Raw genomic sequence first — 26,784 nt, forward strand, 5'->3', positions numbered from 1 at the left:
TATATAGAAACGAAATAAAAACATAAAATAATATATTTCTAATCTTAGCATAATTGACAATTACTCAAATAGATTTTAGTATTTAGTTAATTAACTAAATACTAAATTTTAAGAGGTGTGAAATGTGAATGAACTATTTAAAGCATTATCAGATCCCACTCGAAGGAAAATTTTAGATTTATTAAAAGAGAAAGATTTAACTGCTGGAGAAATCTCAGAACAATTTGATATGTCAAAACCTAGTATTTCGCAGCATCTTAAAATACTAAAATCTGCTCAGTTAATTCAAGATGAAAAGAAAGGGCAATTTATTATTTATTCTCTAAATATGACGGTTTTCCAAGAAATTATTAGTTGGGCATATAGTTTTAAAGAAAATAAATGAGAGGTGACTTATTTTGAAAAAACATATAATTGCAATATTAATTTTTATTTGTTCTCTAGTACTATGGATGATTAACTTTCATGATTTACCAAGTCAACTACCTGTACACTGGGATTTTTCAGGTCATGTTAATAATTACGATTCAAAAGTGCAAACATTTATCGAGCTTCATGCGATCATGCTCCTTGTTTATTTATTGCCAATTATTACTCCAAAAATTGATCCAAGAAAAGAGAATTATAAGTTATTTCAAAGAAGCTTATATGTAATGGCAACAGGGATTTTATTTGTTTTCTTTTTAATTAATATAAGTGTTTTATTTTATGGATTAGGTTATAACGTTCACATCGGATCGATGAGTTTTCTCTTTATTGGTCTTTTGTTTATGTTTCTTGGAAATTATATGCCTCATGTTCGTTCGAATTATTTTATTGGCGTCCGTACACCATGGACATTAAGTAACGAAACTGTTTGGAAGAAAACACATCGTGTAAGTGGTAGATTATTTATGATTGTTGGTATATGTTTCTTATTGCTTTATTTTATACCAGTGAATGACAAGAGACTCATTATAATTCCATTGATTATAATATTAGTCGGATTCCCAACTATTTACTCATATATTGCCTTTAAGAAGGAAATGAAAAACTAAATTAGGCTACTTTTTTACAAAATTTGGTGACTGTTTTTGAATTTATTTTAGAAAAAATTTAATTTCCTTTTAAAATATGGTATTGTAAAGAGTAGAGCAAAAGAGTTGGAGGAATAAAATTAAAATGATTACAGTTTCTAATGTTAGTTTGCGTTTTGCGGACAGAAAATTATTTGATGATGTTAATATAAAATTTACACCAGGTAACTGTTACGGTTTAATTGGTGCTAATGGTGCGGGTAAATCTACTTTTATTAAAATTTTATCTGGTGACATTGAGCCTTCAACAGGTGATGTAATTGTAACGCCAGGTGAGCGTCTAGCAGTTTTAAAACAAAACCAATTTGAATATGAAGAGTTTGAAGTTCTTCAAACTGTTATTATGGGTCATACTCGTCTTTACGAAGTAATGAAAGAAAAAGATGCAATCTACATGAAGGAAGATTTCACTGAAGAAGATGGCATGAAAGCTGCAGAACTTGAAGGTGAGTTTGCAGAGTTAAATGGTTGGGAAGCAGAATCAGAAGCTGCGATTTTATTAAAAGGTCTTGGCATTACAGAAGACTTACATTATAAAAAAATGGCTGAATTACAAGCAGGCGAGAAAGTAAAAGTTTTACTTGCTCAAGCACTTTTTGGTCAACCAGATATTCTTTTACTAGATGAGCCAACAAACAACTTAGATCTTAAAGCTGTTCAATGGTTAGAAAACTTCTTAATTAATTTTGAAAACACAGTTATCGTTGTATCACATGACCGTCACTTCTTAAATCAAGTATGTACTCATATGGCTGATTTAGATTTTGGTAAGATTCAACTTTATGTTGGTAACTATGATTTCTGGTATGAATCAAGTCAATTAGCTCAAAAATTAATGTCTGACGCTAATAAGAAAAAAGAAGAAAAAATTAAAGAACTACAAGGATTTATTGCTCGATTTAGCTCAAATGCTTCAAAAGCAAAACAAGCTACTTCACGTAAAAAACTTTTAGATAAAATTACTCTTGATGATATTAGACCATCTTCTCGTCGTTATCCATTCGTTGGATTTACGCCTGAGCGAGAAGTTGGAAATGATTTATTAACTGTCGAAGGAATTTCAAAAACAATCGATGGTGAAAAAGTATTAGATAATGTACGTTTTACTGTAAACAAAGGTGATAAAATTGCGTTTGTTGGTAAAAATGACGTTGCTATTTCAACTTTATTTAAAATTTTAATGGGCGAAATGGAGCCAGATACTGGTTCATTTAAATGGGGTGTAACAACTTCTCAAGCATTTTTCCCTAAAGATAACTCTGAGTTCTTTGAAAACAGTGATATGAACTTAATCGAATGGTTACGCCAGTTCTCTCCACAAGATGAGTCCGAAAGCTTCTTACGTGGATTTTTAGGGCGTATGCTATTCTCAGGAGAGGAAGTAATGAAAAAAGCTTCTGTACTATCTGGGGGAGAAAAAGTTCGTTGTATGCTTTCAAAAATGATGTTAAGTGGAGCAAACGTATTAGTATTAGATGATCCTACTAACCACTTAGACTTAGAGTCAATTACGGCATTAAATAATGGTTTAATTGCATTCAAAGGTACTGCATTATTTACATCACATGACCATCAGTTCATTCAAACAATTGCAAACCGTATCATTGAAGTAACTCCAAACGGTTTAGTTGATAAAGAGTGTACTTATGATGAGTTCTTAGAGAATAAGGATTTACAAAAGCAAGTAGAAGAGTTATATAATAAATAATTAACAATACTGATCTTTTACAATGAAAGAGAATATTTGTGAAAAGAGTGAAACCACTAATCAATTGATTAGTGGTTTTTCATACTTTTATCTTGTTTTCATTTTTGTTAAACTATAAAAAAGGGAGGAGAAAAAATGTCTGAGTTAAATGAAAATAAGTTTTTTAAAAAATATTTAAAGAAAGCTTCTTCCTATTTAGGAAATAAAGAAAAATCAACAAATTTATTGAAAAAAGCTGCTAAGTTGGCACCGGATAAAAAAGGTGCTTTAGGTGAAGCATGGGAAAAAGTAAATTTATTTATTGATCTATTTAAATCATATATTAATGGCAGTTATAGAGATATTTCCACTAAATCAATTTTGACTGTAATTGGCGCATTAATTTATTTTGTAAGTCCAATCGACGCAATACCAGATTTTATCGTAGGCTTAGGCTTTTTAGATGATGCAACGATTTTAGCATATACCTTTAAACAAATTAACAAAGATATCGAAAAGTATAAACTTTGGAAAGAAAATAATAACGAAATAGTTGAACCAGCAAATTTAGTGGAAATTGAAGAGTCAGAGAAAGATCATGAGCTAAAAGATTAATATTGTAAAACAAAATAAAATTAAGGTTGCCCCATTTTAAATGAGCAACCTTTTCTATATTTATTAATAATGTACATGACTTTCTTCTTTGGACCAAACGATGAAAGGGTTTTCAATATCTTTGACTTTAATCATTATTTGTTCACTAGGTATTGTGCGATCTTCATATGGCAGTGAAAGTTCATTATAAATATGTGCATCATCAAATCCAATTTTTGCAGCATCATCTTTTGTGAAAAAATAATATATTTTTGAAATTCTAGACCAATAAGCAGCACTTAAACACATAGGGCATGGTTCACAACTAGTATATAAGACAGCATCCTTTAATATGTACGTACCTAAATTTTGACATGCGTTTCGAATTGCTTGCACCTCAGCATGTGCAGTAGGATCATTTAAAGTTGTGACACCATTAACTCCGGCTCCAATCACTTTTCCATCTTTGACAATAACTGCTCCAAATGGTCCACCATTCTTATTTAATAAGTTTTCGTACGCTAGTCTTACACTTAATTTAATCCAATCAGAGTGATTCAAACTAACACCACCTTTATAGTTATAAGGGCGAAAGATTTAAAAGGGACATTTATCTAATCTCTAAAATTAATATAAATAGATATTCAATCATATTGGTTAACAAAGCGATTTACCATTCTTTTAATCGAATAGTACCGTTAGTATTAAAAAGGGTAACTTACTTATTTGTACACACTATTACAGTATTTAAGAACATATTTAAGCCATATAAAGTAAGAAAATTCGTTACTATTAATAACAAAAAATAGAATAATATTATCCAAACAAAAATTTTTAATATAAAATAGAGAAAGGAAATCTTATAAATATTCAAAATGTCGAATGATTTATTAATAAAATTAAAGGAGTTATATGAACCCATTCAGAATATGTAAACGGTTACAACTTTTTTAAGGATGTGTTTCATATGAAGAATTTCGGAAATTATATGCAATTGAAAGTGTATAGTAGTGGCAAAAAAAGTGAAATTCCTGTAAGATTTGAGGATTTAGAAAGTTTAGCTCAAGAACAATTAGAAGAAGGACCTTTTTATTATATAGCAGGGGGCGCTGGTGGTGAGCGCTCGATGAATGAAAATCGATTAGCATTTGATAAATGGAAAATTGTACCGCGAATGTTACGGAATGTAGTTGAGCGTGATATTAGTATAAATTTATTTGGCAAAACATATAATTCGCCAGTTTTATTTGCTCCTATCGGTGTCCAGTCGATTGCACATCCAGAAGGGGAACTTGAAGCTGCAAGAGCAGCAGCAGAATTGAATATTCCATACATTACTAGTACTGCATCTACTTATTCATTAGAAAAAGTTTCAAGTGTTTTAGGAGATTCTCCTAAATGGTATCAATTATATTGTAGTAGTGATATGGAAATTGCAGCAAGTATGATTAAACGTGCTGAAGCAAGTGGATACGAAGCAATTGTTATTACACTTGATACTTCGACTATGGGCTGGAGAGAAAAAGATATTGAAAATGCATATTTACCATTTCTACAAGGTCAAGGTATTGGTAACTATTTAGAGGATCCAGTGTTTTGTTCAAGATTAAATAATTCACCTGAAGAGGATCCGCAGTCAGCAATTCTATTATGGACAAGACTCTTTGGTAATCCTTCATTAACATGGGAGGATTTGGCATTTTTGCGAAATCAAACTAAATTACCAATTTTATTAAAGGGAATTTTACATAAGGACGATGCAATGCTTGCACTTGAATATGGTATGGACGGCATCATCGTTTCAAATCATGGTGGAAGACAAGTCGATGGAACAATTAGCACATTAGATGCATTAGAGAGCATTTGTAGTGAATTAAAAGGTAGATTACCAATTTTAATGGATAGTGGCATTAGAAGGGGATCAGATGTATACAAAGCATTAGCAATCGGTGCTGATGCAGTATTAATTGGTCGACCGTATATGTATGGTCTAGCTCTTGCTGGAAAAAACGGAGTAGTCCAAGTAATGAAAAATATTTTAGCTGATTTTGATTTGACGATGGCTTTATCCGGACAAAAAAGTATTAGTGAATTAAAGCCGTCTTTGTTAGTGAAAGAAAATCTTAGTAAACATTTTTAAAAATGAAAAAGAGCAATCTCAGTAAGTGCTTAGACTAATGAGCCGCTCTTTATTTTTGGATATAACTTAAGCTGCATTTTTTATTTCAGCATATTCTTTAACAAAAAGCTTCTCCATAATACACCCAATTAAAAAACCGATTAAGCCAGGTATTACCCAACCGAATCCTTTACTTTGCATTGGAACAATCGATAATAAATCACTTAGTCCATTATTTAAAAATGATGAATTGATAATCTCGATTAGGCTATACATTCCAATCCTTCAGCCAGAAATGGTTTAACCGCCATTTCATAGGCTAGGCTACTAGCTCGGGGAATAGCAAGTCCAGGTCCAATCGACAAGTAGATTGCTATCGGGAAGAGAAGTGCGAAGATAGGATGCACTCTGTTTACAAGCGTATCAAGATTACTGGACTTTGCTATTGCAATAAACGCTAAAATCGCAAGTCCCGCATCTGAAATAATAAATCCAATAAACATAATTTCTTTTTTTGTTAAAGTATTCAAGCAATACACCTCAATCATAGTTGCAATTTAAAAATGATTTTCTCATTCTACCAAAAAACAATTCTATTTACTACAAAATCTTTTAAAATTCTTACAATTATCATGAAAAAATGAAAAAAAATTTCTTTGTCCTAATTTTTTTTACTTAAAGCATAAGAAAACTTGTCCTCTAACTATATATACTTATAGGCATTTTTATAGGGGAGGACTACAATGATCCAATTTCAAGATATTTCTTTTAAGTTTCCAAATGGTAAAAGTGCAGTTCAAGATTTATCTTTCTCAATACTAACAGGTGAATGTTTTGTTTTAATTGGCCCAAGTGGCTGTGGGAAAACTACAACAATTAAATTAATAAATAGATTAATTAAACCGACTGATGGTGAAATTTTTTATCATGATAAAAACATTAAAGATTATGATGAACATAAGCTGAGGAGAGAATTTGGATATGTACTTCAACAAATTGCACTATTTCCGCATTTGAATGTTGAAGAAAATATTTCGATTGTTCCAGAATTAAAAAAATGGAACAAGACACAAATTAAAGAGCGTGTAAAAGAATTATTAGAATTAGTAAAGTTAAATCCTTTGGAATTTAGTAAAAGACCTATTTCAGAGCTATCCGGGGGGCAGCAACAGCGGGTAGGTGTAGCGCGAGCTTTAGCAGGGGATCCAAACTTATTATTAATGGACGAACCATTCAGTGCATTAGATCCAATTACAAGATTACAATTACAAAATGACTTGAACCAATTAAAAACTAAGATTAATAAAACGATTCTTTTCGTTACACATGATTTAGACGAAGCATTTTATTTAGGGGATCGAATTGGGATCATGCACGATGGTGAACTAGTTCAGGTAGGAACGAAGGACGAAATTTTAAATAATCCCATAAATCCTTTTGTTGAACAATTTATAGACAATTATCGTGGTAAAGCTGTTGTAAAGGAGGGAATATAAGATGATTCTCACTTCATTTACAACGACTCTTGCAGATAGAAAAGCGCAATTATTAACAGCTTTGTTAGAGCATATTCAAATTTCAGTATTTGCACTAATTATTGCAATACTCCTAGCTGTCCCGATTGGAATTAACTTAACGAGGAAAAAAGGTATCTCTGAGTTTGTAATTGGGACTACGGCAGTTATTCAAACCATCCCTTCATTAGCGTTGTTAGGGATTTTAATACCATTAGTCGGTATTGGAAAGATTCCAGCGGTAATTGCGTTAAGTGTTTATGCATTATTGCCAATCTTGCGAAATACATATACCGGAATTAAGGAGATTGATCCAATCCTATTAGAAGCAGCAACTGGGTTAGGAATGAACGGTAGACAAAGACTTTTTAAGGTTGAATTGCCATTAGCATTACCAGTTATTATGGCGGGAATCCGAACAGCAATGGTAATAATTGTCGGAACTGCTACTATTGCAGCATTAATCGGAGCTGGTGGATTAGGAAGCTTAATTTTACTAGGAATCGACCGAAACGATATGAATTTAATTATTTTAGGGGCAATACCATCAGCACTTTTAGCAATTTTATTTGATTTTATTTTAAGGTTAATAGAGAAGAGGAGTTTTAAGAGTTTTTCATTAAGAATCATAACGGCCAGTTTTATTTTACTAGCATTATTATTTTCTCCATTAACAATTAAATCTTGGAATAAAGCGGATCTAGTGATTGCTGGAAAATTAGGTGCAGAACCAGAAATAATAATGAATATGTATAAATTAATGATTGAGGACGAAACGAATCTAAACGTTGAAGTTAAGCCTAATTTTGGTAAAACAACATTTGTGTTTAATGCATTAAAAAAAGGTGATATTGATATTTATCCAGAATACACAGGCACTGTCGTTTCTACTTTTTTAAAAGAAAAGGCTGTTAGTAATGATGCAAAGGCTGTATATGAACAAGCTGCTGAAGGTTTAGCAAAAAAGTATCATTTAAGCTATTTAGAACCTATGAAATTTAATGACACTTATGCATTAGCTGTTCCAAATCACATTTCAAATCAATTTGGAATCGAAACGATTTCAGATGCAGCCAAAATAGCAAATGAGTTAAAAGCAGGTTTCACTTTAGAATTTACAGATCGTGATGACGGATATTTAGGGTTGCAAAAATTATATGGATTGAAGTTTCAAAATTTAAAAACGATGGAGCCAAAATTGAGATATGATGCAATTCAATCAGACGATCTTTCAATAATCGATGCGTATTCAACTGATAGTGAGCTCCAAAGTTTTAACATGAAAGTGTTAGTCGATGATAAAAATTTATTTCCACCATACCAATGTGCACCACTTCTAAGAAAAGAAACACTTAAAAAGTACCCAGAAGTCAAAAATATTTTAAATAAATTAGAAAATAAAATAACGGATGACCAGATGCGTGAAATGAATTACAAAGTAAATGTTGATGGAAAATCTGCCGAAAGTGTTGCTAAGGAGTTTTTGAAGGAAGAAGGCTTGTTAAAATAAAATGAATATAAAAAGAGACCGTCTCTATAGTCAGGGGAACTGAACAAGCGGTCTTTTTTTTGTTGTAAACATACATACTTAACAGAATCGTAATGTTATTTTATTTGATATAGATAGAATTAGACTGAATTATTGCGGATTCACTTTAGTTCAGTCTACATAGTCAATATACATCTTTCATTTAACAATTGTTCAAAAAAAGAGGGTTGCCTAAAAACTAGAATTTTTTAGCTACCCTCTTTTTTGTTATCATACGATATGAATTTTAATGTTTAATCATTATAGGCTCCGGTTAACATTTCACTTACAAAAGAATCATTTTCCCATTCTTCATAAGAGAAATCTACTGAATAGTCCTGATCGGATTTTTCGTCTTTAATCTGAATGTCAAAATGATTACTCATTACTTTCAACACTTCATTGATTTCGTTAACAGTTCCATTAATTTGTAAAGTAGCCATTTTTAATCGCCTCCGATTTTAATTTACAGAAAATTCTGTATAAATTAACCATATGATAATCCTTTTAAAAAAAAATAGCAAGGGTAGAATTTTGTCGAAAAATTATTTTAAAAAAATGTAAAGGTTTTCATTGTTGATTTACCAATATTTATACGAGATTTGAATAAATTGTGAATTTAAAATTTTCTAAAAACTTATTGATTAATTTCTTAGATTGGAATAAAGTAAGTACAAATATTTTAACTCTTGAGGAGGATTAACCGTGACAGAGCAACAGATTTTTTTAAATGGTGAATTCGTTCAAAAACAAGATGCAAAAGTTTCTGTATATGATCATGGATATCTATATGGAGATGGAGTATTCGAAGGGATTCGCGTATACGATGGCAATGTATTTCGCTTAAAAGAACATCTCATTCGATTATACGAATCAGCAAAATCAATTTTATTAACTATTCCTTATTCATTAGAGGAATTAACACAAATTGTTGTTGATACAGTAAATCGAAATAATTTACATAGTGGTTATATTCGACTCGTCGTCTCAAGAGGTGAGGGAAATCTTGGATTAGATCCAACTTCTTGTCCAAGAGCAAATGTAGTTGTCATTGCTGAACAACTAGCACTGTTTCCACAAGAACTATACGACAATGGTATGGAAATTGTAACAGTAGCAACGAGAAGAAATCGAAGTGATGTATTAAATCCACAAATTAAATCGTTAAATTACTTAAATAATATATTAGTAAAAATTGAAGCTAAACTAGCTGGTGTACAAGAAGCACTTATGTTAAACGATCAAGGCTTTGTAGCTGAAGGTTCAGGAGATAATGTTTTCTTAGTAAAAGGGAATAAGTTAATTACTCCACCAAGTTCAGCAGGTGCATTAGAAGGAATTACTCGTAATGCAATTATGGAATTAGGTGACACATTAGGTTACGAAGTTGAAGAAAAATTGTTCACTAGACATGATGTTTATATTGCTGATGAAGTTTTCTTAACAGGTACAGCAGCTGAAGTAATTGGTGTATCTAAGGTAGATGGACGAGTGATTGGTGATGGAAGACCAGGACCAAATACACAAAGGTTATTAAAAGCATTTCGTCAATTAGTAGTTGAAGATGGAGAAAAAATTTACGTAAAACAAGGGTGATAAATTGTGCGAAGTGACATGATCAAAAAAGGAATCGACCGTGCGCCTCATCGTAGCTTATTATTAGCGGCAGGTGTAAAAGAGGAAGATTTTAATAAACCATTTATAGCGATTTGTAATTCATATATTGATATTGTTCCAGGTCATATTCATTTAAGAGAAATGGCTGATGTTGTAAAACAAGCGATTCGAGATGCTGGTGGAGTTCCATTTGAGTTTAATACGATTGGTGTCGATGATGGAATTGCAATGGGGCATATTGGAATGAGGTACTCTCTACCAAGTAGGGAAATCATTGCCGATGCAGCTGAAACTGTTATTAATGCACATTGGTTTGATGGAGTATTTTATATGCCAAACTGTGATAAAATCACACCGGGAATGCTAATGGCAGCTGTTCGTACAAATGTACCAGCAGTCTTTGTATCAGGCGGCCCAATGGCTGGAGGACTATCTAAAGATGGAAAGGCTCTCTCTCTTGCTTCAGTATTTGAAGGTGTAGGAGCTTTTAAATCAGGAAAAATGAGTGTAGAAGAATTACTCGATATTGAAAAGTCAGCATGTCCTACATGTGGATCCTGTTCTGGAATGTTCACAGCAAATTCAATGAATTGCATTATGGAAATGCTTGGTGTAGCACTACCGTATAACGGAACAATACTTGCAACTAGTAAAGACAGACATCAATTAATCAAAGATGCAGCAGTTCATCTAATGGATTGTATTGAAAAAGATATTAAACCAAGAGACATTATTACAAAAGAGGCCATCGATGATGCATTTGCATTGGATATGGCAATGGGTGGATCGACAAATACAGTTTTACACTTAATGGCCATCGCAAATGAAGCAGGAGTTGATTACGACTTAAAGGATATAAATGAAGTAGCAAGAAGAGTACCTTATTTATCTAAAATAAGTCCTGCATCTCACTATTCAATGCATGATGTTCATTTAGCAGGTGGCGTTCCAGCAATTATTAAGGAACTTACTACTATACCTGGAGCAATCAATAGTGACCGCATTACAATTACGGGTAAAACTTTATTCGAGAATGTGCAAGAAGCTACAATCTACAATAGTGAAGTTATCCGTAAGAAAGAAAATCCTTATTCACAAACAGGTGGATTATCAATATTACATGGGAATATAGCCCCAGATGGAGGAGTTATTAAAGTAGGTGGCGTTGATCCTTCAATCCAAACATTTATTGGCGAAGCAATTTGTTTTGACTCACACGATGAAGCGGTTGAAGCGATTGACAACGGTCTCGTTAAAGAAGGGCACGTAGTTGTCATTCGTTATGAGGGGCCAAAAGGTGGACCTGGAATGCCAGAAATGCTTGCACCAACTTCATCAATTGTTGGAAGAGGATTAGGTACAAAGGTTGCGTTAATTACAGATGGTCGTTTCTCAGGTGCTACACGAGGAATTGCAATCGGACATATTTCTCCAGAAGCAGCTGAAGGTGGGCCAATTGCATATATTGAAGACGGCGATGAAATCATAATCGATCTTTTATCAAGAAGTATTACATTATCCATTTCAAACGAAACGTTAGAATCACGTAAAAAATCATCTAAATTACATGAACCAAAAGTAAAATCAGGTTATTTAGCAAGATATGCAAAGTTAGTAACTTCTGCTAATACAGGCGGAATTTTAAAAATATGAAAAAGCATTGAAAGAGAAAAGTAGTTATGAAAAGGATCTTCAGAGAGTCGGTGGCTGGTGTGAACCGATGACCTTGATTAATGAAACTCACTCTTGAGTGTCAAGCCGAAGTACTTTGTACGGTAAGCTTGAACGTTGGCCACGTTATAGCTAGATTTTGGTTAGCCAAAATCCCAAAGTTAGGTTATTAACCTAAGAAGAAGGGTGGTACCGCGAAAAGTCTTTCGCCCCTTCAGCATCTGCTGAAGTGTGGAGTTATGGCTTTTTTTATTGCGAATAAATGGGTAAATTTTATCCAAAAATGGAGGGAAAAGTAGAAATGAGTCATCATTCGATGAGAACTCTGTCAAAAGAATTGTCAGGTGCAAATTTACTAATTGATGCTTTGAAAAATGAAAATGTTGAAATGATTTTTGGTTACCCTGGAGGGGCAGTATTACCATTATATGATGCACTTTATGATGCTGATATTCCTCACATACTAGCAAGACATGAACAAGGAGCCATTCACGCAGCAGAAGGATATGCACGAGTGACTGGACGTCCAGGAGTTGTAATCGCAACAAGTGGGCCAGGTGCAACAAATGTAGTTACTGGTTTAGCAGATGCGATGATGGATTCATTACCACTAGTTGTTTTTACTGGCCAGGTTGCTACAAATGTAATCGGAACGGATGCCTTTCAAGAAGCAGATGTTATTGGAATAACAATGCCAGTTACAAAGCATAACTACCAAGTGCGTAATGTTGAAGATGTCCCACAAATTGTAAAAGAAGCATTCCATATTGCATCAACAGGCCGTCCAGGTCCAGTCGTCATCGATCTACCAAAAAATATGATGGTTGAAAAAGGAGTGAAAAAGGACGATATAGAAGTTCAATTGCCAGGTTATCAACCGACATATGAACCAAATTATATTCAAATAACAAAGTTAATAGGAGCGATTGAAAAAGCTAAAAAACCAGTCGTGTTAGCTGGAGCAGGTATATTACATGCCAAAGCAGCTGATGAGTTTACAGAATTTATAAAAAAGTTTAATATCCCGGTTGTCAATACGCTTTTAGGACTAGGTGGATTTCCAGCAAATGAGGAATTATTCCTTGGAATGGGGGGGATGCATGGGACCTATACAGCAAATATGGCAATGTATGAAAGTGATTTACTAATTAACATCGGAGCAAGATTTGATGACAGGTTAACGGGTAATTTAGCACACTTTGCTAAAAATGCAATTGTTGCACATATCGATATAGATCCTGCGGAAATAAATAAAGTGATTCCGACAAATATTCCAATCGTTGGATGTGCTAAGGAAGTTCTGAAAGTTCTATTAAAACAAAAAGTAGATAAACAAAATCATAGTGAATGGTTAGAGCTCCTTAAAAGTCGGAAAGAGGCATTTCCACTGCAGTATGAATCGAGTAGAGAAGTTATTAAACCACAAACTGTCTTAACTTTACTCCATTCAATCACAAATGGGAAAGCGACGATTTCCACAGATGTAGGTCAACATCAAATGTGGGCTGCTCAGTATTATCCTTTTGACGAACCACATAAATGGATCACATCAGGTGGACTAGGAACAATGGGATTTGGATTACCAGCTGCAATTGGAGCACAATTTGCAAAGCCTGATGAATTAGTTGTAGCCATCGTAGGTGATGCCGGATTCCAAATGACATTGCAAGAATTGAGCATGATCAAGGAACATAATTTACCAGTTAAAATTTTAATTTTAAATAACGCAGCTTTAGGAATGGTAAGACAGTGGCAATCAGCTTTTTATAATGACCGCTTCTCTAGTTCTCTATTAGACTGCCAACCTAGTTTCACGAAACTTGCTGAGGCTTACGGTATTAAAGGGATGACAATTTCAGATCCAAATCTAGTTGAAAATCAATTAAGAGAAGCAATTGAATTTGATGGACCAGTTTTAATTGATTGTCGAGTTCATCAAGCTGAAATTGTTACACCAATGGTTCCACCTGGTAAAGGAATCCATGAAATGGAAGGGGTGAAATAATGAAACGAGTCATTACATCGACAGTATTAAATAACAGTGGCGTACTTAACCGAATTACAGGAGTCATCTCGAGAAGACGCTTCAATATCGAAAGTATTTCTGTAGGACATACAGAGCAAGATCATATTTCAAGAATTACGTTTGTCGTTCATGTAGAGGATTTACAACAAGTTGAACAATTGATTAAACAGCTTCACAAGCAAATTGATGTGATAAAAGTAGCAGATATAACAGAAGAATCCGTTATTGCTAGAGAACTAGCCTTAATAAAGGTGAGTACAAATGCAGCTACAAGAAATGAAATTTATAGTCTAATAGAACCATTTAGAGCCTCGGTTATTGACGTAAGTCGTGATCAGATTGTCGTTCAAGTAACTGGTACCTCTGATAAAGTAGAGGCTTTGATTGAATTATTAAGACCTTTCGAACTAAAAGAAATAGCTCGAACAGGTGTAACCGCATTTACTAGATCTGCTAAACATAAGGAGCATGCTCAAAAGCTACTCTCTTATTAAATAAAAATATAAAACTAAAAACATTGGAGGAATTTGAAAATGGCAAAAGTATATTATGGTACAGACGTAAAGGAAAACGTATTAGTAGGAAAAACGATTGCAGTAATTGGTTATGGTTCACAAGGTCACGCACATGCTTTAAATTTACATGAAAATGGTCATAAAGTTGTTGTTGGTTGTCGTCCTGGTAAATCATGGGATGCTGCAGCAAATGACGGACTACATGTAACTACGGTTGCTGAGGCATCAAAGGCAGCAGACGTAGTAATGATTCTATTACCAGATGAGCATCAACCAACTGTTTATAAAAATGAAATTGAACCGTATCTAGAAAGTGGTAACGCGCTTGCGTTTGCACACGGATTTAACGTTCATTTTAATCAAATTGTTCCTCCTGCAAATGTTGATGTATTTTTAGTAGCTCCAAAAGGTCCAGGACATCTTGTTCGACGTACTTTTGTTGACGGCGCAGCGGTTCCAGCATTATTTGCGGTTTACCAAGATGTAACAGGTGAAGCAAAAAATGTAGCACTTTCTTACTCTGAAGGAATTGGTTCTACAAGAGCTGGGGTGCTTGAAACAACATTTAAAGAGGAAACTGAAACAGATCTATTCGGAGAACAAGCGGTACTATGTGGTGGTGTAACTTCTTTAGTAAAATCAGGATTTGAAACATTAGTAGAAGCTGGCTATCAACCAGAAGTAGCATACTTTGAGTGTTTACATGAGTTGAAGTTAATCGTTGATTTAATGTACGAAGGCGGAATGAGCTATATGAGATATTCAATCTCTGATACTGCTCAGTGGGGTGATTTCGTATCAGGTCCTAGAGTAGTTGCAAATGAGTCAAAATTAGCGATGAAAGATATTTTAACAGAAATTCAAGATGGTACATTTGCTAAAGGTTGGATCAACGAAAATAAAAATGGTCGTCCAGTATTCAATGAAATTAATGAAAGTGAAAAGCAACATCAGTTAGAAGAAGTTGGAGAAAAACTTCGTGCAATGATGCCGTTTATCCAAAGAAAAGAAAAAGTCGAGGTGAAATAAAAAATGAGTAAAATTCAGTTTCTTGATACAACATTACGTGATGGCGAACAATCTCCTGGGGTTAATTTAAATCGATTTGAAAAGCTCGAAATTGCAAGACAACTAGAAGCTTTAGGTGTTGATATCATTGAAGCTGGTTTTGCCGCTTCTTCGGAAGGTGACTTTTTAGGTGTTCAAGAGATTGCGAGACAGATTCGATCTGTCTCCGTCTCTAGCCTTTCTCGCGCAAAAGATTCAGATATTAAAACAGCATGGGAAGCGTTAAAAAATGCTGCAGAACCGAGACTTCATATTTTTCTAGCTACAAGTGACATTCATATGAAATATAAATTAAACATGACGAGATTAGAAGTTTTGGAAACTGCTAAACACTGTGTACAGCTTGCAAAATCCTTTTTTCCTAATGTCCAAATTTCAGCAGAGGATGCATGTCGTACCGATCGAGCATTCCTTGCCGAATTTGCAGAGACTGCTATAAAAGCAGGTGCGGATGTAATTAATATTCCAGATACTGTAGGTTACACAAGCCCTTCAGAATACTATGATCTATTTAAATATTTACAAGAAAATGTACCGTCTTATCATAAAGCTATTTTTTCTTGTCACTGTCATGATGATCTAGGAATGGCAGTAGCGAATTCATTAGCTGCAATACAGGCAGGAGCAAACCAAGTTGAATGCACCGTAAATGGAATTGGGGAAAGAGCAGGAAATGCAGCACTAGAAGAAATAGCAGTTGCACTACATATTAGGGAAGATGTTTATCGTAAAAATACTAATTTACGATTACATGAAATTACGAAGACAAGTGAACTTGTTAGTCGTCTTACAGGTATGGTTGTCCAGAAGAATAAAGCAATTGTAGGTACAAATGCTTTTGCTCACGAATCAGGTATTCATCAAGATGGAGTATTAAAAAACCCAACAACATATGAAATTATACCTCCTTCATTAATTGGACTTTCTACAAATTCATTAGTATTAGGGAAACACTCAGGACGTCATGCTTTTACTGATCGATTAAGAGAACTTGGATTCAATTTTTCACAAGAAATTATTAACGAAGCGTTTATTCAATTTAAAGCTTTGACAGATTCTAAAAAAGAAATTACAGATGCAGATTTACTAAACATTATTAGTAAATGGAGCAAAAAGGAGGTTCTAAAATGAAATTAAAGATCGCATGTTTACCAGGAGACGGAATCGGACCAGAAATAATGAGTTCAGCTGTGCAAGTTTTGGAACAAATTGCACAATCTTATCAACATGATTTTACTTTTTCTACAAACTTATTTGGGGGCCATGCGATTGATGAAACAGGCACCTCATTACCGAAAGAAACTTTAGATAGTTGTTTAAATTCGGATGCTGTATTATTGGCCGCAGTAGGTGGACCAAAATGGGATCAAGGTGTTGAACGGCCAGAAAGCGGCTTATTAAGATTAAGAAAGTCACTAAATTTATACGCTAACATTCGACCGGTCGATGTTTACGATGAACTTGTAAATCACTCTCCATTAAAATCTGAACAAGTAAGAAATGTAAGCTTTGTCGTCGTTCGAGAATTAACAGGCGGAATTTATTTTTCCGAACCTCGTTTCCATAATGAAAATGAAGCAACCGATACGCTTTCCTATACTAGAGAAGAAGTTGAACGAATTGTAACGTATGGTTTTGAGTTAGCTAAAACTAGAAAAGGCAAACTTACATCAGTTGATAAAGCAAATGTATTAGAATCTAGTAAACTTTGGAGAAAAATTGTCATTGAATTAAGTTCAAAATATCCAGAAGTAGAAGTTGAGCATATTCTTGTTGATGCAGCTGCGATGGAGTTAATTCGTAATCCAAGAAGATTTGATGTAATCGTTACTGAAAATTTATTTGGAGATATTTTAAGCGATGAAGCTTCGATGATTACTGGTTCATTAGGAATGCTACCTTCTGCAAGTAGATCTGGGAATGGTCCTTCATTATATGAACCAATTCACGGTTCAGCACCAGATATAGCTGGACAAAATAAGGCTAACCCTATTGCAATATTAAGGTCAGTTTCGATGATGCTTCGCGATTTCAAATTAGTAGATGAAGCAAACTCAATTGAAAACGCAATTGTTAATACAATTAATAATGGTTATTTAACTGGTGACTTAGGCGGTAAAAGTTCGACGATTGAATTTACAGAACAAGTATTAAAGGAATTACAATTTCAAACAGTTGGAGGAACAAGTCGATGAAGCAAACATTGTTTGATAAACTTTGGCAAAATCATGTTGTAACTGGTGAAGTAGGTAAACCTCAGCTTTTGTATATCGATTTACACTTAGTCCATGAGGTAACTTCTCCGCAAGCATTCGAAGGGTTAAGATTATCCAATCGAAAAGTAAGAAGACCAGAATTGACATTTGCGACAATGGATCATAATGTACCAACAAAAAATCAATTAGTCATCACTGACTTAATTGCTAAACAACAAATGGATACGTTAAGAAATAATTGTCAGGAGTTTAATATTCCTTTAGCAGATATTACGGATGAGGACCAAGGCATTGTCCACGTAATTGGTCCAGAACTTGGATTAACTCAGCCGGGAAAAACAATCGTATGTGGAGATAGTCACACATCTACCCACGGTGCATTTGGTGCATTAGCATTTGGAATTGGAACAAGCGAAGTTGAACATGTTTTAGCAACACAAACTTTATGGCAAGTAAAGCCGAAATCAATGGGTGTGAAACTTGATGGTAAGCTTCCAAAAGGCGTATATGCTAAAGATATTATTCTTCATTTACTAGCAACTTATGGCGTTTCAATGGGAACTGGATATGTCATTGAGTTTTATGGTGAAGCAATTACAAATATGTCAATGGAAGAGCGTATGACATTATGTAATATGGCGATTGAGGGAGGAGCAAAAGCAGGATTAGTGGCTCCTGATCAAAAAACTTTCGATTATTTAAAAGGTCGAAAATATACTGTCAATTCATATGATGAAAAATTAGTAGAATGGAAGAAACTATATACAGAAGAGGGAGCAACATTTGATAAAACAATCGAAGTGGATGTAGCAACCCTTGCACCATACGTAACTTGGGGAACGAATCCTGGAATGGGCGTAAGAATTGATGAAGTCCTTCCAAAAGCTAAGGATGAGAACTACGAACGAGCTTATGAATATATGGGATTAAAGCCAGAAATCACACCGAAAGAAATTCCAGTTCAACATGTATTCATCGGTTCATGTACAAACTCTAGATTGTCAGATTTAGAGGAAGCGGCAAATTATTTGAAAGGAAAGAAAGTAAAATCTGATGTACGTGCACTAGTTGTACCAGGATCAAAAAAGGTCCGAAATGCAGCGATGGCAAAAGGACTACATAAAGTCTTTATCGAAGCAGGATTTGAATGGAGGGAAGCTGGTTGTTCGATGTGTCTAGCAATGAATCCAGACCAAGTACCAGCTGGAGAACATTGTGCTTCTACTTCAAACCGAAACTTTGAAGGAAGACAAGGTAAAGGAGCAAGAACACATTTAGTCAGTCCGGTAATGGCAGCGGCTGCTGCGGTACATGGCCATTTTATTGATATTCGAAAGGAGCAAGCAAATGAAACCGTTACGTACGCATAAAGGCACAACTGTATCAATTATGTTAGATAATATCGACACAGACCAAATTATTCCAAAACAATATTTAAAACGAATAGAACGAACTGGCTTCGGAGAATTTTTATTCGATGAATGGCGATATCATGATGATCGCTCACCTAATAAATCTTTTTCATTAAATAATGAAGAAAGAAAAAATGCTTCAATCTTAATAAGTGGAAATAATTTTGGATGCGGATCATCTAGAGAACACGCACCTTGGGCGTTAAATGATTATGGATTTACTATTATTGTTGCTGGTAGCTTCGCAGACATTTTCTACAATAACTGTATAAAAAATGGTATGCTACCGATTGTCTTAAATGATGAAATTCGCTCACAATTATCTACACTAAATGGAAATCAAGAAATTGAAGTGGATTTGGAAAATCAAGTCGTAAAAACAATATTTGGGAACTTTGATTTTTCAATCGATCCTGTTTGGAAAGAAAAATTACTTAATGGCTTAGATGATATTGCCATTACAATGAAATATGAAAATGATATTGAAAAATACGAAAAATTACACGCATAACTAAAAAAAGGAAGTATCTTATAAGCTAACTTACTTATAGGATACTTTTTTTATTTGAGTGAAAGGCATAGACTAGGTAGATGTTCCTTTTTCAATGCAATTTTGTCGATAAAATTAATTCAAATGAGAAATAATTGATTCAATATTTAGATAGTTGTTTAATAAGATTAAAAATACATTATTAAACTAGAAAGAGGTGAATAAATTGAAACTAAAATTAATTGTAGATAGCTCTTCTGATCTTCCAATTGAAATATTGAAAAAATACGATATTTCAGTTATACCATTAAGAGTCTACGACCAATTAGATAAAGAGTATCTTGATGGAGTAAATTTACAATCACATGAGTTAATGCTAAGAATGAAAAATGGAGAGAACTTTACTTCATCTTTACCTTCCTACGATGCAATTTATCAAACTTTAGTCTCTTGTAGTACAGACCAAAATTGTGTCTATCTTACTTGTTCTGGGGATTTATCAGGTACTTATAATTTTGCACAATTAGTAAAATTAGATATTTTAGAAAACAATCCAAATGCCTCTATTCATATCATTGATACAAGATCAGTATCACTCGGAATTTGTGTATTAGTGATGGAACTAATAGAAGGCCTGAATAATGATGAATCATTTGAGAATCTAATCAATCAATTAACTCACAATATAAATAAGATCCAACATATTTTTACGATAGAAGACCTCCAATATTTAATACGTGGTGGTCGTGTCGGTAAGTTTGCAGGTTTTTTAGGAGGCATGCTTAATATTAATCCGATTATGGAAGTTAGCGCAGGGAAATTTAAACCAGTTGAGAAGGTAAGAGGTCGAAAAAAAGCATTAAATCGTATGCTTGAAATAATGAAGGATCGAAAGGATGAACTTAGTAGAAATGTTGGAGTTGTGTACGGGGTAAAGGATGAATTTACTGAACAATTTATTAACCAATTAAAGGATCTAATAGGTAGTGGACATTTAATTGAAAACTCAGTTGGTTCAGCTGTCGGCGTTCACACAGGTCCTAGTGCATTAGGAATCTTTTTTCTATCTAAATAAAAAACATTTCGACTCTCAAAGTGGTGAGAGTTTTTTTGTTTAGATAGCTAAATTTAGAAAATATATGGAAATAATAAATGATCTTTTGATAGGAAATAATAACACATGCTTTTTTGTTAAAAAGAGACATATTTATTAATATTGAAACAGATTTTGACAAAGAGAAGTATAAAGATGTTAGAAAATTTGTGATATTTAAATGTATATATACTTCAGTTTTGAATTCAGTAGATTATTCCTATGGAAATTAATTTTAGTAGGATAGATGTTTATGCTTTTATTCTATCAATAGGGAAGAACGTTTAAAACAATGGGAAAAACTTTTATTAATTAAGGTCTATTGTTGGTTGAAAATAATTTAATAGATAGTAATTGGACTAACGTAAATAAAAATCAGGTATCGCAATTAAAAAAGGTAAATAGAAAATAAAATTGTGGAACTGCAATTAAAATTGAGAATGGCAATTATATTTTAACTAATTGCAATTAAACAAGGTAAATTGATGTGTTTGAAACTCATTTTTTTTAGTTCTTTAACAAATTGAACTAAAAATATGATTCTAAACAATTTAATCGAATTAAAACTATAAAAATGGCTCTTCTTGATTAATTTTTAATAGTTCACAAAATTTTTATGTTCCAATCCCAAAAATTTAATGATATATTCGAAATTTCACGTACTCAAGTAAATTGATTCTATAAAAAAATTGAATAATAAATAAAAATAATACACAAAACCTTTCAATATCTTCACTTATAAATCTAATCCAATATACCTACCAGTAGTCATAAAGTAATAACCAAACCTCCCTATAATACTTCCAAACCATACATAAATCTTTTTACTAAACTAAATTTAACTTTTTTTGGTAATATAAAATCAAGGAAGATTTGATTATTTACATATTAAAATTCGTAAAATTTGTTTTTAAATTATTAAAAGGAGTGATTTAATTGAAAGCTTATATTTTAAGAGACAAAAATGGGCCAGAGTCACTAAAATTGGAAAATGTTGAGATCGGTACTGTGCTTCCAAATGAAGTAGTCATTAAGTTAAAGGCAGCATCATTAAACAGACGTGATTTTTTTATTACTCATGGTATGTATCCAGGGATGAAGTTAGATGCAATTTTAGGATCAGACGGAGCTGGGGTTATTGAGGTTATTGGAGATGAAGTAAAGGGATTTACTATAGGTGATGAAGTGATCATGAACCCGAGTTTAAACTGGGGAGAACGTGACGATATCAATTCAGATGAATTTACTGTACTTGGTATGCCTACTAATGGTACATTTGCTGAATTTATTAAACTACCAGTTGAAAATGTTTATAAAAAACCTGAGTACTTGTCTTGGGAAGAGGCTGCAGCAATTCCATTAGCTGCACTCACTGCATATAGAGCATTAATTACACGTGGTCAATTACAAACGAATGATACTGTTTTGATTCCAGGGATTGGAAGTGGGGTAGCATTATATGCATTGCAAATTGCTGTTGCATATGGGTCAAAAGTAATTGTTACATCTAGTAGCAATGAAAAAATTGAAAAGGCTATTGAAATGGGCGCAATCGCAGGTTTTAATTATCGAGAAGATGATTGGTATAAAAAACTGCGTAAAGAATTTGGATTTGTTAATCTTACGATCGATGGTGTAGGTGGAGAATCATTTAATCGATTAATTGATTTGACTGCTCAAGGTGGAAGAATTGTATCATTCGGTGCGACTAATGGACCAGTTCCTCAAACGGTATTGCCAAAAGTATTCTTTAAAAATATGGATATTAGAGGAACTACTATGGGAAGTCCGAGAGAGTTTGAACAAATGTTAGCATTTTTTGAAGAACATAAAATTAAACCAATTTTAGATAAATCATTTGAATTTGGGGATGTAATTAGTGCATTACAACGTATGAGTGAAGGAAATAATTTTGGTAAAATTACAGTTAAAATAGGTTAATTTGTATTATTTCTTGATGTTTGTCTTCAATCGAAAGAACTGAAATTTTTCAGTTCTTTTATTTTTGCTCCTTGATAAATTACAATTAACATCATATGATTATTACAAATGTAATATTTGAAAAATTTAGTATTTTGAGTATTGTAAGCGTTTTATATATGTGATTAATTATTAGGGGGGCTTATTATGAAACATTCTTACTTAACAAGAGAACATGAAATCTTCCGCACGGCTCTTAGAAAATTTTTACAAAAAGAAGCAGTACCATTCTATGAAGAGTGGGAACAAAACAGAATGATACCAAGGGAATTTTGGGATAAATTAGGAAATGAAGGATTTTTATGTCCTTACGTTGATGAGAAATATGGTGGGTTAGGTGTAGATTTTGGCTATTCAGTTATTATTATTGAGGAACTTGAGAAAGTTGGTTCAAGTTTAGTAGGCGTAGCCTTACACAATGATATTGTTGTACCTTATTTGACTGCTTATGCAAATGAGGAGCAAAAAATGGAATGGTTGCCTAAATGTATTTCAGGTGAATATATTAGTGCAGTTGCTATGACTGAACCAGGTGCTGGATCAGATTTAGCCAATATTAAAACAACGGCAGTAAAAGAAGGGGATTACTATATCGTCAATGGTGAGAAAACATTTATTACGAATGGTATTCATTCAGACCTAATTATCATTGCAGTTAAAACTGATACGACAATTCAACCTGCTCATAAAGGAATAAGCTTGTTAGTTGTCGAAAAAGATACAGTTGGGTTTTCTAGAGGAAAGAAATTAAATAAAGTAGGACTTCATAGTCAAGATACGGCTGAATTAATTTTCCAAGATGCTAAAGTACCTGTAAAGAATTTATTAGGAGAAGAAGGTAAAGGCTTCTATTACTTAATGGAAAAATTACAGCAAGAAAGATTAGTAGTTGCATTAGAAGCACTAGTTTCTGCAGAAGAAATGCTGAAAGTGACTACTGAATATGTGAAAAGTAGAAAAGCATTTGGAAAATCAATTGCAGCGTTCCAAAATACACAATTTAAACTTGTAGAATTAGCTACTGAAATCGAAATTGGTCGTACTTTCATTGAAGATTTAATTTATAAGCATATGGAAGGCGTAAATGTTGTTAAGCAAGTATCGATGGCAAAATGGTGGATTACAGATTTAGGAAAAAAAGTGGCTTCAGAGTGTCTTCAATTGCATGGTGGATATGGATATATGGAAGAATACGAGATTGCTAGACGTTTCAGAGATATTCAAATCATGTCAATTTACGCAGGTACAAATGAAATCATGAAGACGATTATCGCAAAACAAATGGATTTAAATTAATCACAACGTAAAATTGGAGGATCATATTTATGAGAGAAGTAGTTATTGTTGATGCTTTAAGAACTCCTATTGGCAAAAGAGGCGGTGGCTTTAGCGAAACAAGACCTGATGACCTTGCTGCAATTGTACTAAAGGAATTAATAAGTCGAAATGAATTTGATCCGAAAGAAATTGATGATGTGATTATGGGCTGTGTAACTCAAATTGGTGAACAGGCTGGTGATATTGGTAGAGTGGCTTCTTTATTAGCAGGTCTACCAATTGAAGTGCCTGGTGTTACAATTGACCGTCAATGTGGATCAAGTCAACAATCCGTCCATTTTGCATCACAAGCTATTTTAAGTGGAGATATGGACATTGTCATCGCAGCTGGTGTCGAAAGTATGACACGTGTACCAATGTTTTCTAATTTAAAAGGATCAAAATGGAATGAAAAACTAACTAGTATGTTTGGTGACTTTAACCAAGGGATATCAGCAGAACGCATAAATGAGAAGTGGAACATCAGTAGAAGTGAGCAAGATGAATTTGCTTATAAAAGCCATCAAAAAGCATTAAAAGCAATGAAACAAGGCTATTTTGAAGACGAAATTGTTGCAGTTTCGGTTACGAATCAAGAAGGTGAACTTGTTAAAGTTACGAAAGATGAAGGACCGAGAGAAAACTCTTCTATTGGGAAATTAGCTACCTTAAAACCAGCATTTACTGAAACTGGTTCGGTTACAGCTGGAAATGCAAGTCAAATTAGTGATGGTGCAGCAGGACTACTTTTAATGAGTAAAGAAAAAGCGCATCAATTAGGTTTTAAACCAAAGTTTAGAATTATTGGGAGAACGGTAGTAGGATCGGACCCTAAATTGATGTTAACAGGGCCAATTCAAGCTACTCAAAAAGTTCTACATAAATGTGGATTATCAATCGATCAAATCGATTTATTTGAAATAAATGAGGCATTTGCTACTGTTCCTTTAGCATGGCAGAAAGAATTAAATGTACCATTTGAAAAATTAAATATTTTCGGCGGAGCGATTGCATTAGGTCACCCACTTGGGGCTAGTGGTGCAAGAGTTATGGTTACATTGTGTAATGCTTTAGAGAAAACAGGCGGACGTTATGGATTACAAGCGATCTGTGAAGGCCATGGTATGGCAAATGCAACAATTATTGAAAGATTAAATTAATAACCAACAACAAACTGGGGGATTTAAAAAATGAATATTCGTGAAAGTATCGCAATCGTTACAGGTGGAGCATCAGGACTTGGCGCAGGTACAGTTAGAATGATCGTAGAAAATGGTGGAAAAGCTGCTATTTTCGACTTAAATGAAGAGAGAGCTGCTTCCTTAATTTCTGAATTAGGGGAAGAAAATGTTTGTTTTGAAAAAACAGATGTTTCTTCTGAGGAGAGCGTAAAAAATTCAATTAAAAATGTTTTAACTAAATTTGGTTCATTCAATACAGTAGTCAACTGTGCAGGTATTGTTTTAGCTGAAAAAGTAATTAAAAGAGACGGAATTCATTCGTTAGAATCTTTCCAAAAAATTATTAATGTAAACTTAGTTGGTACGTTTAACGTTATCCGTTTAGCAGCTGAACAAATGATTAACAATGAGCCAAATGAATTTGGTGAAAGAGGTGTTATTATTAACACTGCATCAGTTGCAGCATTTGATGGTCAAATGGGGCAAGCAGCTTATGGTGCATCAAAAAGTGCAGTAGCTGGAATGACATTACCAATAGCTAGGGATCTATCAAGATACGGAATCAGAGTAATGAGTATTGCTCCTGGTATATTCGAAACACCAATGTTTGATGTATTACCAGAAAAAGCTAGAGAATCATTAGGAAATATGGTTCCATTCCCATCACGTCTTGGTAAACCATCAGAATATGCACATTTAGCGAAAAGCATTGTTGAAAATCCAATGTTAAATGGTGAAGTAATCCGTTTAGACGGTGCAATTCGTATGCAGCCGAAATAAGAGGGACAAAAAAAGGCAGGAAGAGCGGGGATTAACTTGCTCTCCTGCTTTTTTCTTTGTTCATATTCCGTGTAAGCAATTTTTTTATGAAGTTCTGGTAAGAAGATTGTTGATTTTCTTATTCAACTACTGGCAGATTAGTTAGGTAAAGAGGTAAACGTTTTTTTATGTCGAACAATATATCGATGATGTTTAATATGATTATTAGAAATATTAAGAGGTGCTATTTTTGAACGTTCAATTTGCGAACTTATTAAGTAAAAATACATTTATTGAAAAAAAGAATTTATTCAAACTTGCAGATGTAGTTTTATATCATCCAGGTCATTTTCCAGAGTTAAATGAACATATAGTTAATTTATATAAAAATGACTCTTTTAAAAAGATTATGATCCCTAGTGTTTATAACATTAATCTTAAGGAGGACGAATACATATTCCATAAGGAAAAATTAATTGAATTAGGAATACCTGAAAATATTATTTTCCCAATTGAGGGTCAAGCTGTATCTGCCAATGATATTATAAAAAATGCAATGCTTCAAATATCTTCAGAAGAAAAAAACATATTATTGGTAGGTAAAACGTTTTTCATGAATCGATTCCTATTAATTGCGTCAGCTTTTGCAAAAGAAGACATGATATTAGATGTACTACCATTGGAAGATAATCGAGGTTTAAATCAAGAGAATTGGTATTTAACAGATAGTGGAAGAAAAAGAGTATTAAATGAATATCATATGATTTCACAGTTTTTCAAACAGAATGGTGAACTAATTTTCTAAAAAAAATACGTACCTATCCCAAAGCATTAGTTGAACAAGGTTATAAAAGGACTGTCTATCTAAATAGATAGTTCTTTTTTCAAGTTAAGCATTTGAACAAAAGTTACAATTCATTA

The 26,784-nt window shown here is 33.4% G+C and carries 25 protein-coding genes, 1 pseudogene and 1 other annotated feature; of the genes and pseudogenes, 22 read left to right on the top strand and 4 right to left on the bottom strand.

Annotated features, from left to right (window positions below; genetic code table 11):
• Window positions 1–124: 124 nt before the first annotated feature.
• The 4 genes from B6K90_RS05295 to B6K90_RS05310 all read left to right on the top strand — a co-directional run bounded on the left by B6K90_RS05295 (window position 125) and on the right by B6K90_RS05310 (window position 3,378).
• Window positions 125–385, top strand: coding sequence for an autorepressor SdpR family transcription factor (locus B6K90_RS05295; RefSeq protein WP_088011695.1), 261 nt, complete (start codon window positions 125–127; stop codon window positions 383–385).
• A 13-nt stretch (window positions 386–398) separates the two neighbouring features.
• Window positions 399–1,037 (top strand): SdpI family protein, encoded by a 639-nt coding sequence (locus B6K90_RS05300; protein ID WP_088011696.1) that lies wholly within the window; start codon window positions 399–401, stop codon window positions 1,035–1,037.
• 124 nt (window positions 1,038–1,161) lie between these two features.
• Window positions 1,162–2,784, top strand: coding sequence for an ABC-F family ATP-binding cassette domain-containing protein (locus B6K90_RS05305; RefSeq protein ID WP_088011697.1), 1,623 nt, complete (start codon window positions 1,162–1,164; stop codon window positions 2,782–2,784).
• 135 nt (window positions 2,785–2,919) lie between these two features.
• Window positions 2,920–3,378 (top strand): YkvA family protein, encoded by a 459-nt coding sequence (locus B6K90_RS05310; RefSeq protein WP_088011698.1) that lies wholly within the window; start codon window positions 2,920–2,922, stop codon window positions 3,376–3,378.
• A 63-nt stretch (window positions 3,379–3,441) separates the two neighbouring features.
• On the opposite strand, the gene B6K90_RS05315 is transcribed toward B6K90_RS05310, so the two are convergent.
• Complete coding sequence (locus tag B6K90_RS05315; protein WP_088011699.1) at window positions 3,442–3,918, bottom strand: nucleoside deaminase; 477 nt, start codon at window positions 3,916–3,918, stop codon at window positions 3,442–3,444.
• 406 nt (window positions 3,919–4,324) lie between these two features.
• Between B6K90_RS05315 and B6K90_RS05320 the strand changes: the two genes are divergently transcribed.
• Window positions 4,325–5,497 (top strand): alpha-hydroxy-acid oxidizing protein, encoded by a 1,173-nt coding sequence (locus tag B6K90_RS05320; protein ID WP_088011700.1) that lies wholly within the window; start codon window positions 4,325–4,327, stop codon window positions 5,495–5,497.
• 66 nt (window positions 5,498–5,563) lie between these two features.
• On the opposite strand, the gene B6K90_RS05325 is transcribed toward B6K90_RS05320, so the two are convergent.
• On the bottom strand, window positions 5,564–5,752 hold the full coding sequence (locus B6K90_RS05325) for a branched-chain amino acid transport system II carrier protein (protein ID WP_088011701.1): 189 nt from the start codon (window positions 5,750–5,752) through the stop codon (window positions 5,564–5,566).
• Window positions 5,740–6,006, bottom strand: coding sequence for a branched-chain amino acid transport system II carrier protein (locus B6K90_RS05330; RefSeq protein WP_235821720.1), 267 nt, complete (start codon window positions 6,004–6,006; stop codon window positions 5,740–5,742). Before B6K90_RS05330 ends, B6K90_RS05325 begins: the two co-directional genes overlap by 13 nt.
• A 213-nt stretch (window positions 6,007–6,219) precedes the next feature.
• Here B6K90_RS05330 and B6K90_RS05335 point away from each other — a divergent pair, with 213 nt between their 5' ends.
• Window positions 6,220–6,972, top strand: a complete 753-nt coding sequence (locus tag B6K90_RS05335) for an ABC transporter ATP-binding protein (protein ID WP_088011702.1) — start codon at window positions 6,220–6,222, stop codon at window positions 6,970–6,972.
• Between the two features lies 1 nt (window position 6,973).
• Window positions 6,974–8,500 carry an ABC transporter permease/substrate-binding protein gene (locus tag B6K90_RS05340; protein WP_088011703.1) on the top strand — a complete coding sequence of 509 codons (1,527 nt, stop codon included), beginning with the start codon at window positions 6,974–6,976 and terminating at the stop codon, window positions 8,498–8,500.
• A 272-nt stretch (window positions 8,501–8,772) separates the two neighbouring features.
• Here the strand turns inward: B6K90_RS05340 and B6K90_RS05345 are convergent, their stop codons facing one another.
• Window positions 8,773–8,961 carry a hypothetical protein gene (locus B6K90_RS05345; protein WP_088011704.1) on the bottom strand — a complete coding sequence of 63 codons (189 nt, stop codon included), beginning with the start codon at window positions 8,959–8,961 and terminating at the stop codon, window positions 8,773–8,775.
• A gap of 262 nt (window positions 8,962–9,223) precedes the next feature.
• Between B6K90_RS05345 and ilvE the strand changes: the two genes are divergently transcribed.
• The 15 genes and pseudogenes from ilvE (at window position 9,224) to B6K90_RS05420 (ending at window position 26,668) form a co-directional block, all read left to right on the top strand.
• Entirely contained in the window at window positions 9,224–10,114 is an 891-nt protein-coding gene (gene ilvE, locus B6K90_RS05350) for a branched-chain-amino-acid transaminase (protein WP_088011705.1), read from the top strand.
• A gap of 6 nt (window positions 10,115–10,120) precedes the next feature.
• A complete protein-coding gene (ilvD, locus tag B6K90_RS05355; RefSeq protein WP_088011706.1) occupies window positions 10,121–11,788 on the top strand; it encodes a dihydroxy-acid dehydratase in 1,668 nt (555 codons plus the stop codon).
• Window positions 11,787–12,023 (top strand) — a binding site (T-box leader). It overlaps the preceding gene by 2 nt.
• 99 nt (window positions 12,024–12,122) lie before the next feature.
• Window positions 12,123–13,811, top strand: a complete 1,689-nt coding sequence (ilvB, locus tag B6K90_RS05360) for an acetolactate synthase large subunit (protein ID WP_235821736.1) — start codon at window positions 12,123–12,125, stop codon at window positions 13,809–13,811.
• A complete protein-coding gene (gene ilvN, locus B6K90_RS05365) occupies window positions 13,811–14,326 on the top strand; it encodes an acetolactate synthase small subunit (protein ID WP_025671139.1) in 516 nt (171 codons plus the stop codon). Before ilvB ends, ilvN begins: the two co-directional genes overlap by 1 nt.
• 39 nt (window positions 14,327–14,365) lie before the next feature.
• On the top strand, window positions 14,366–15,376 hold the full coding sequence (gene ilvC, locus B6K90_RS05370) for a ketol-acid reductoisomerase (RefSeq protein WP_088011707.1): 1,011 nt from the start codon (window positions 14,366–14,368) through the stop codon (window positions 15,374–15,376).
• Between the two features lie 3 nt (window positions 15,377–15,379).
• A pseudogene (locus tag B6K90_RS05375) lies at window positions 15,380–16,501 on the top strand (2-isopropylmalate synthase); the annotation flags it as partial.
• A 41-nt stretch (window positions 16,502–16,542) separates the two neighbouring features.
• Window positions 16,543–17,610, top strand: a complete 1,068-nt coding sequence (leuB, locus tag B6K90_RS05380; protein WP_088011709.1) for a 3-isopropylmalate dehydrogenase — start codon at window positions 16,543–16,545, stop codon at window positions 17,608–17,610.
• Window positions 17,607–19,001 carry a 3-isopropylmalate dehydratase large subunit gene (leuC, locus tag B6K90_RS05385; RefSeq protein WP_088011710.1) on the top strand — a complete coding sequence of 465 codons (1,395 nt, stop codon included), beginning with the start codon at window positions 17,607–17,609 and terminating at the stop codon, window positions 18,999–19,001. Before leuB ends, leuC begins: the two co-directional genes overlap by 4 nt.
• Entirely contained in the window at window positions 18,979–19,554 is a 576-nt protein-coding gene (leuD, locus tag B6K90_RS05390; protein ID WP_088011711.1) for a 3-isopropylmalate dehydratase small subunit, read from the top strand. Before leuC ends, leuD begins: the two co-directional genes overlap by 23 nt.
• Before the next feature lie 205 nt (window positions 19,555–19,759).
• A complete protein-coding gene (locus tag B6K90_RS05395; RefSeq protein WP_167555282.1) occupies window positions 19,760–20,608 on the top strand; it encodes a DegV family protein in 849 nt (282 codons plus the stop codon).
• A 954-nt stretch (window positions 20,609–21,562) separates the two neighbouring features.
• On the top strand, window positions 21,563–22,567 hold the full coding sequence (locus B6K90_RS05400) for a zinc-binding dehydrogenase (protein WP_088011713.1): 1,005 nt from the start codon (window positions 21,563–21,565) through the stop codon (window positions 22,565–22,567).
• Between the two features lie 186 nt (window positions 22,568–22,753).
• Window positions 22,754–23,902, top strand: coding sequence for an acyl-CoA dehydrogenase family protein (locus tag B6K90_RS05405; RefSeq protein ID WP_088011714.1), 1,149 nt, complete (start codon window positions 22,754–22,756; stop codon window positions 23,900–23,902).
• A 29-nt stretch (window positions 23,903–23,931) separates the two neighbouring features.
• On the top strand, window positions 23,932–25,083 hold the full coding sequence (locus B6K90_RS05410; protein ID WP_088011715.1) for a thiolase family protein: 1,152 nt from the start codon (window positions 23,932–23,934) through the stop codon (window positions 25,081–25,083).
• A 30-nt stretch (window positions 25,084–25,113) separates the two neighbouring features.
• Window positions 25,114–25,884, top strand: coding sequence for a 3-hydroxyacyl-CoA dehydrogenase (locus B6K90_RS05415; protein WP_088011716.1), 771 nt, complete (start codon window positions 25,114–25,116; stop codon window positions 25,882–25,884).
• A gap of 220 nt (window positions 25,885–26,104) precedes the next feature.
• A complete protein-coding gene (locus tag B6K90_RS05420) occupies window positions 26,105–26,668 on the top strand; it encodes a hypothetical protein (protein WP_328588116.1) in 564 nt (187 codons plus the stop codon).
• Window positions 26,669–26,784 lie beyond the last annotated feature (116 nt).

The organism is Gottfriedia acidiceleris, from assembly GCF_002128425.1.
GTDB lineage: Bacteria > Bacillota > Bacilli > Bacillales > Bacillaceae_G > Gottfriedia > Gottfriedia acidiceleris.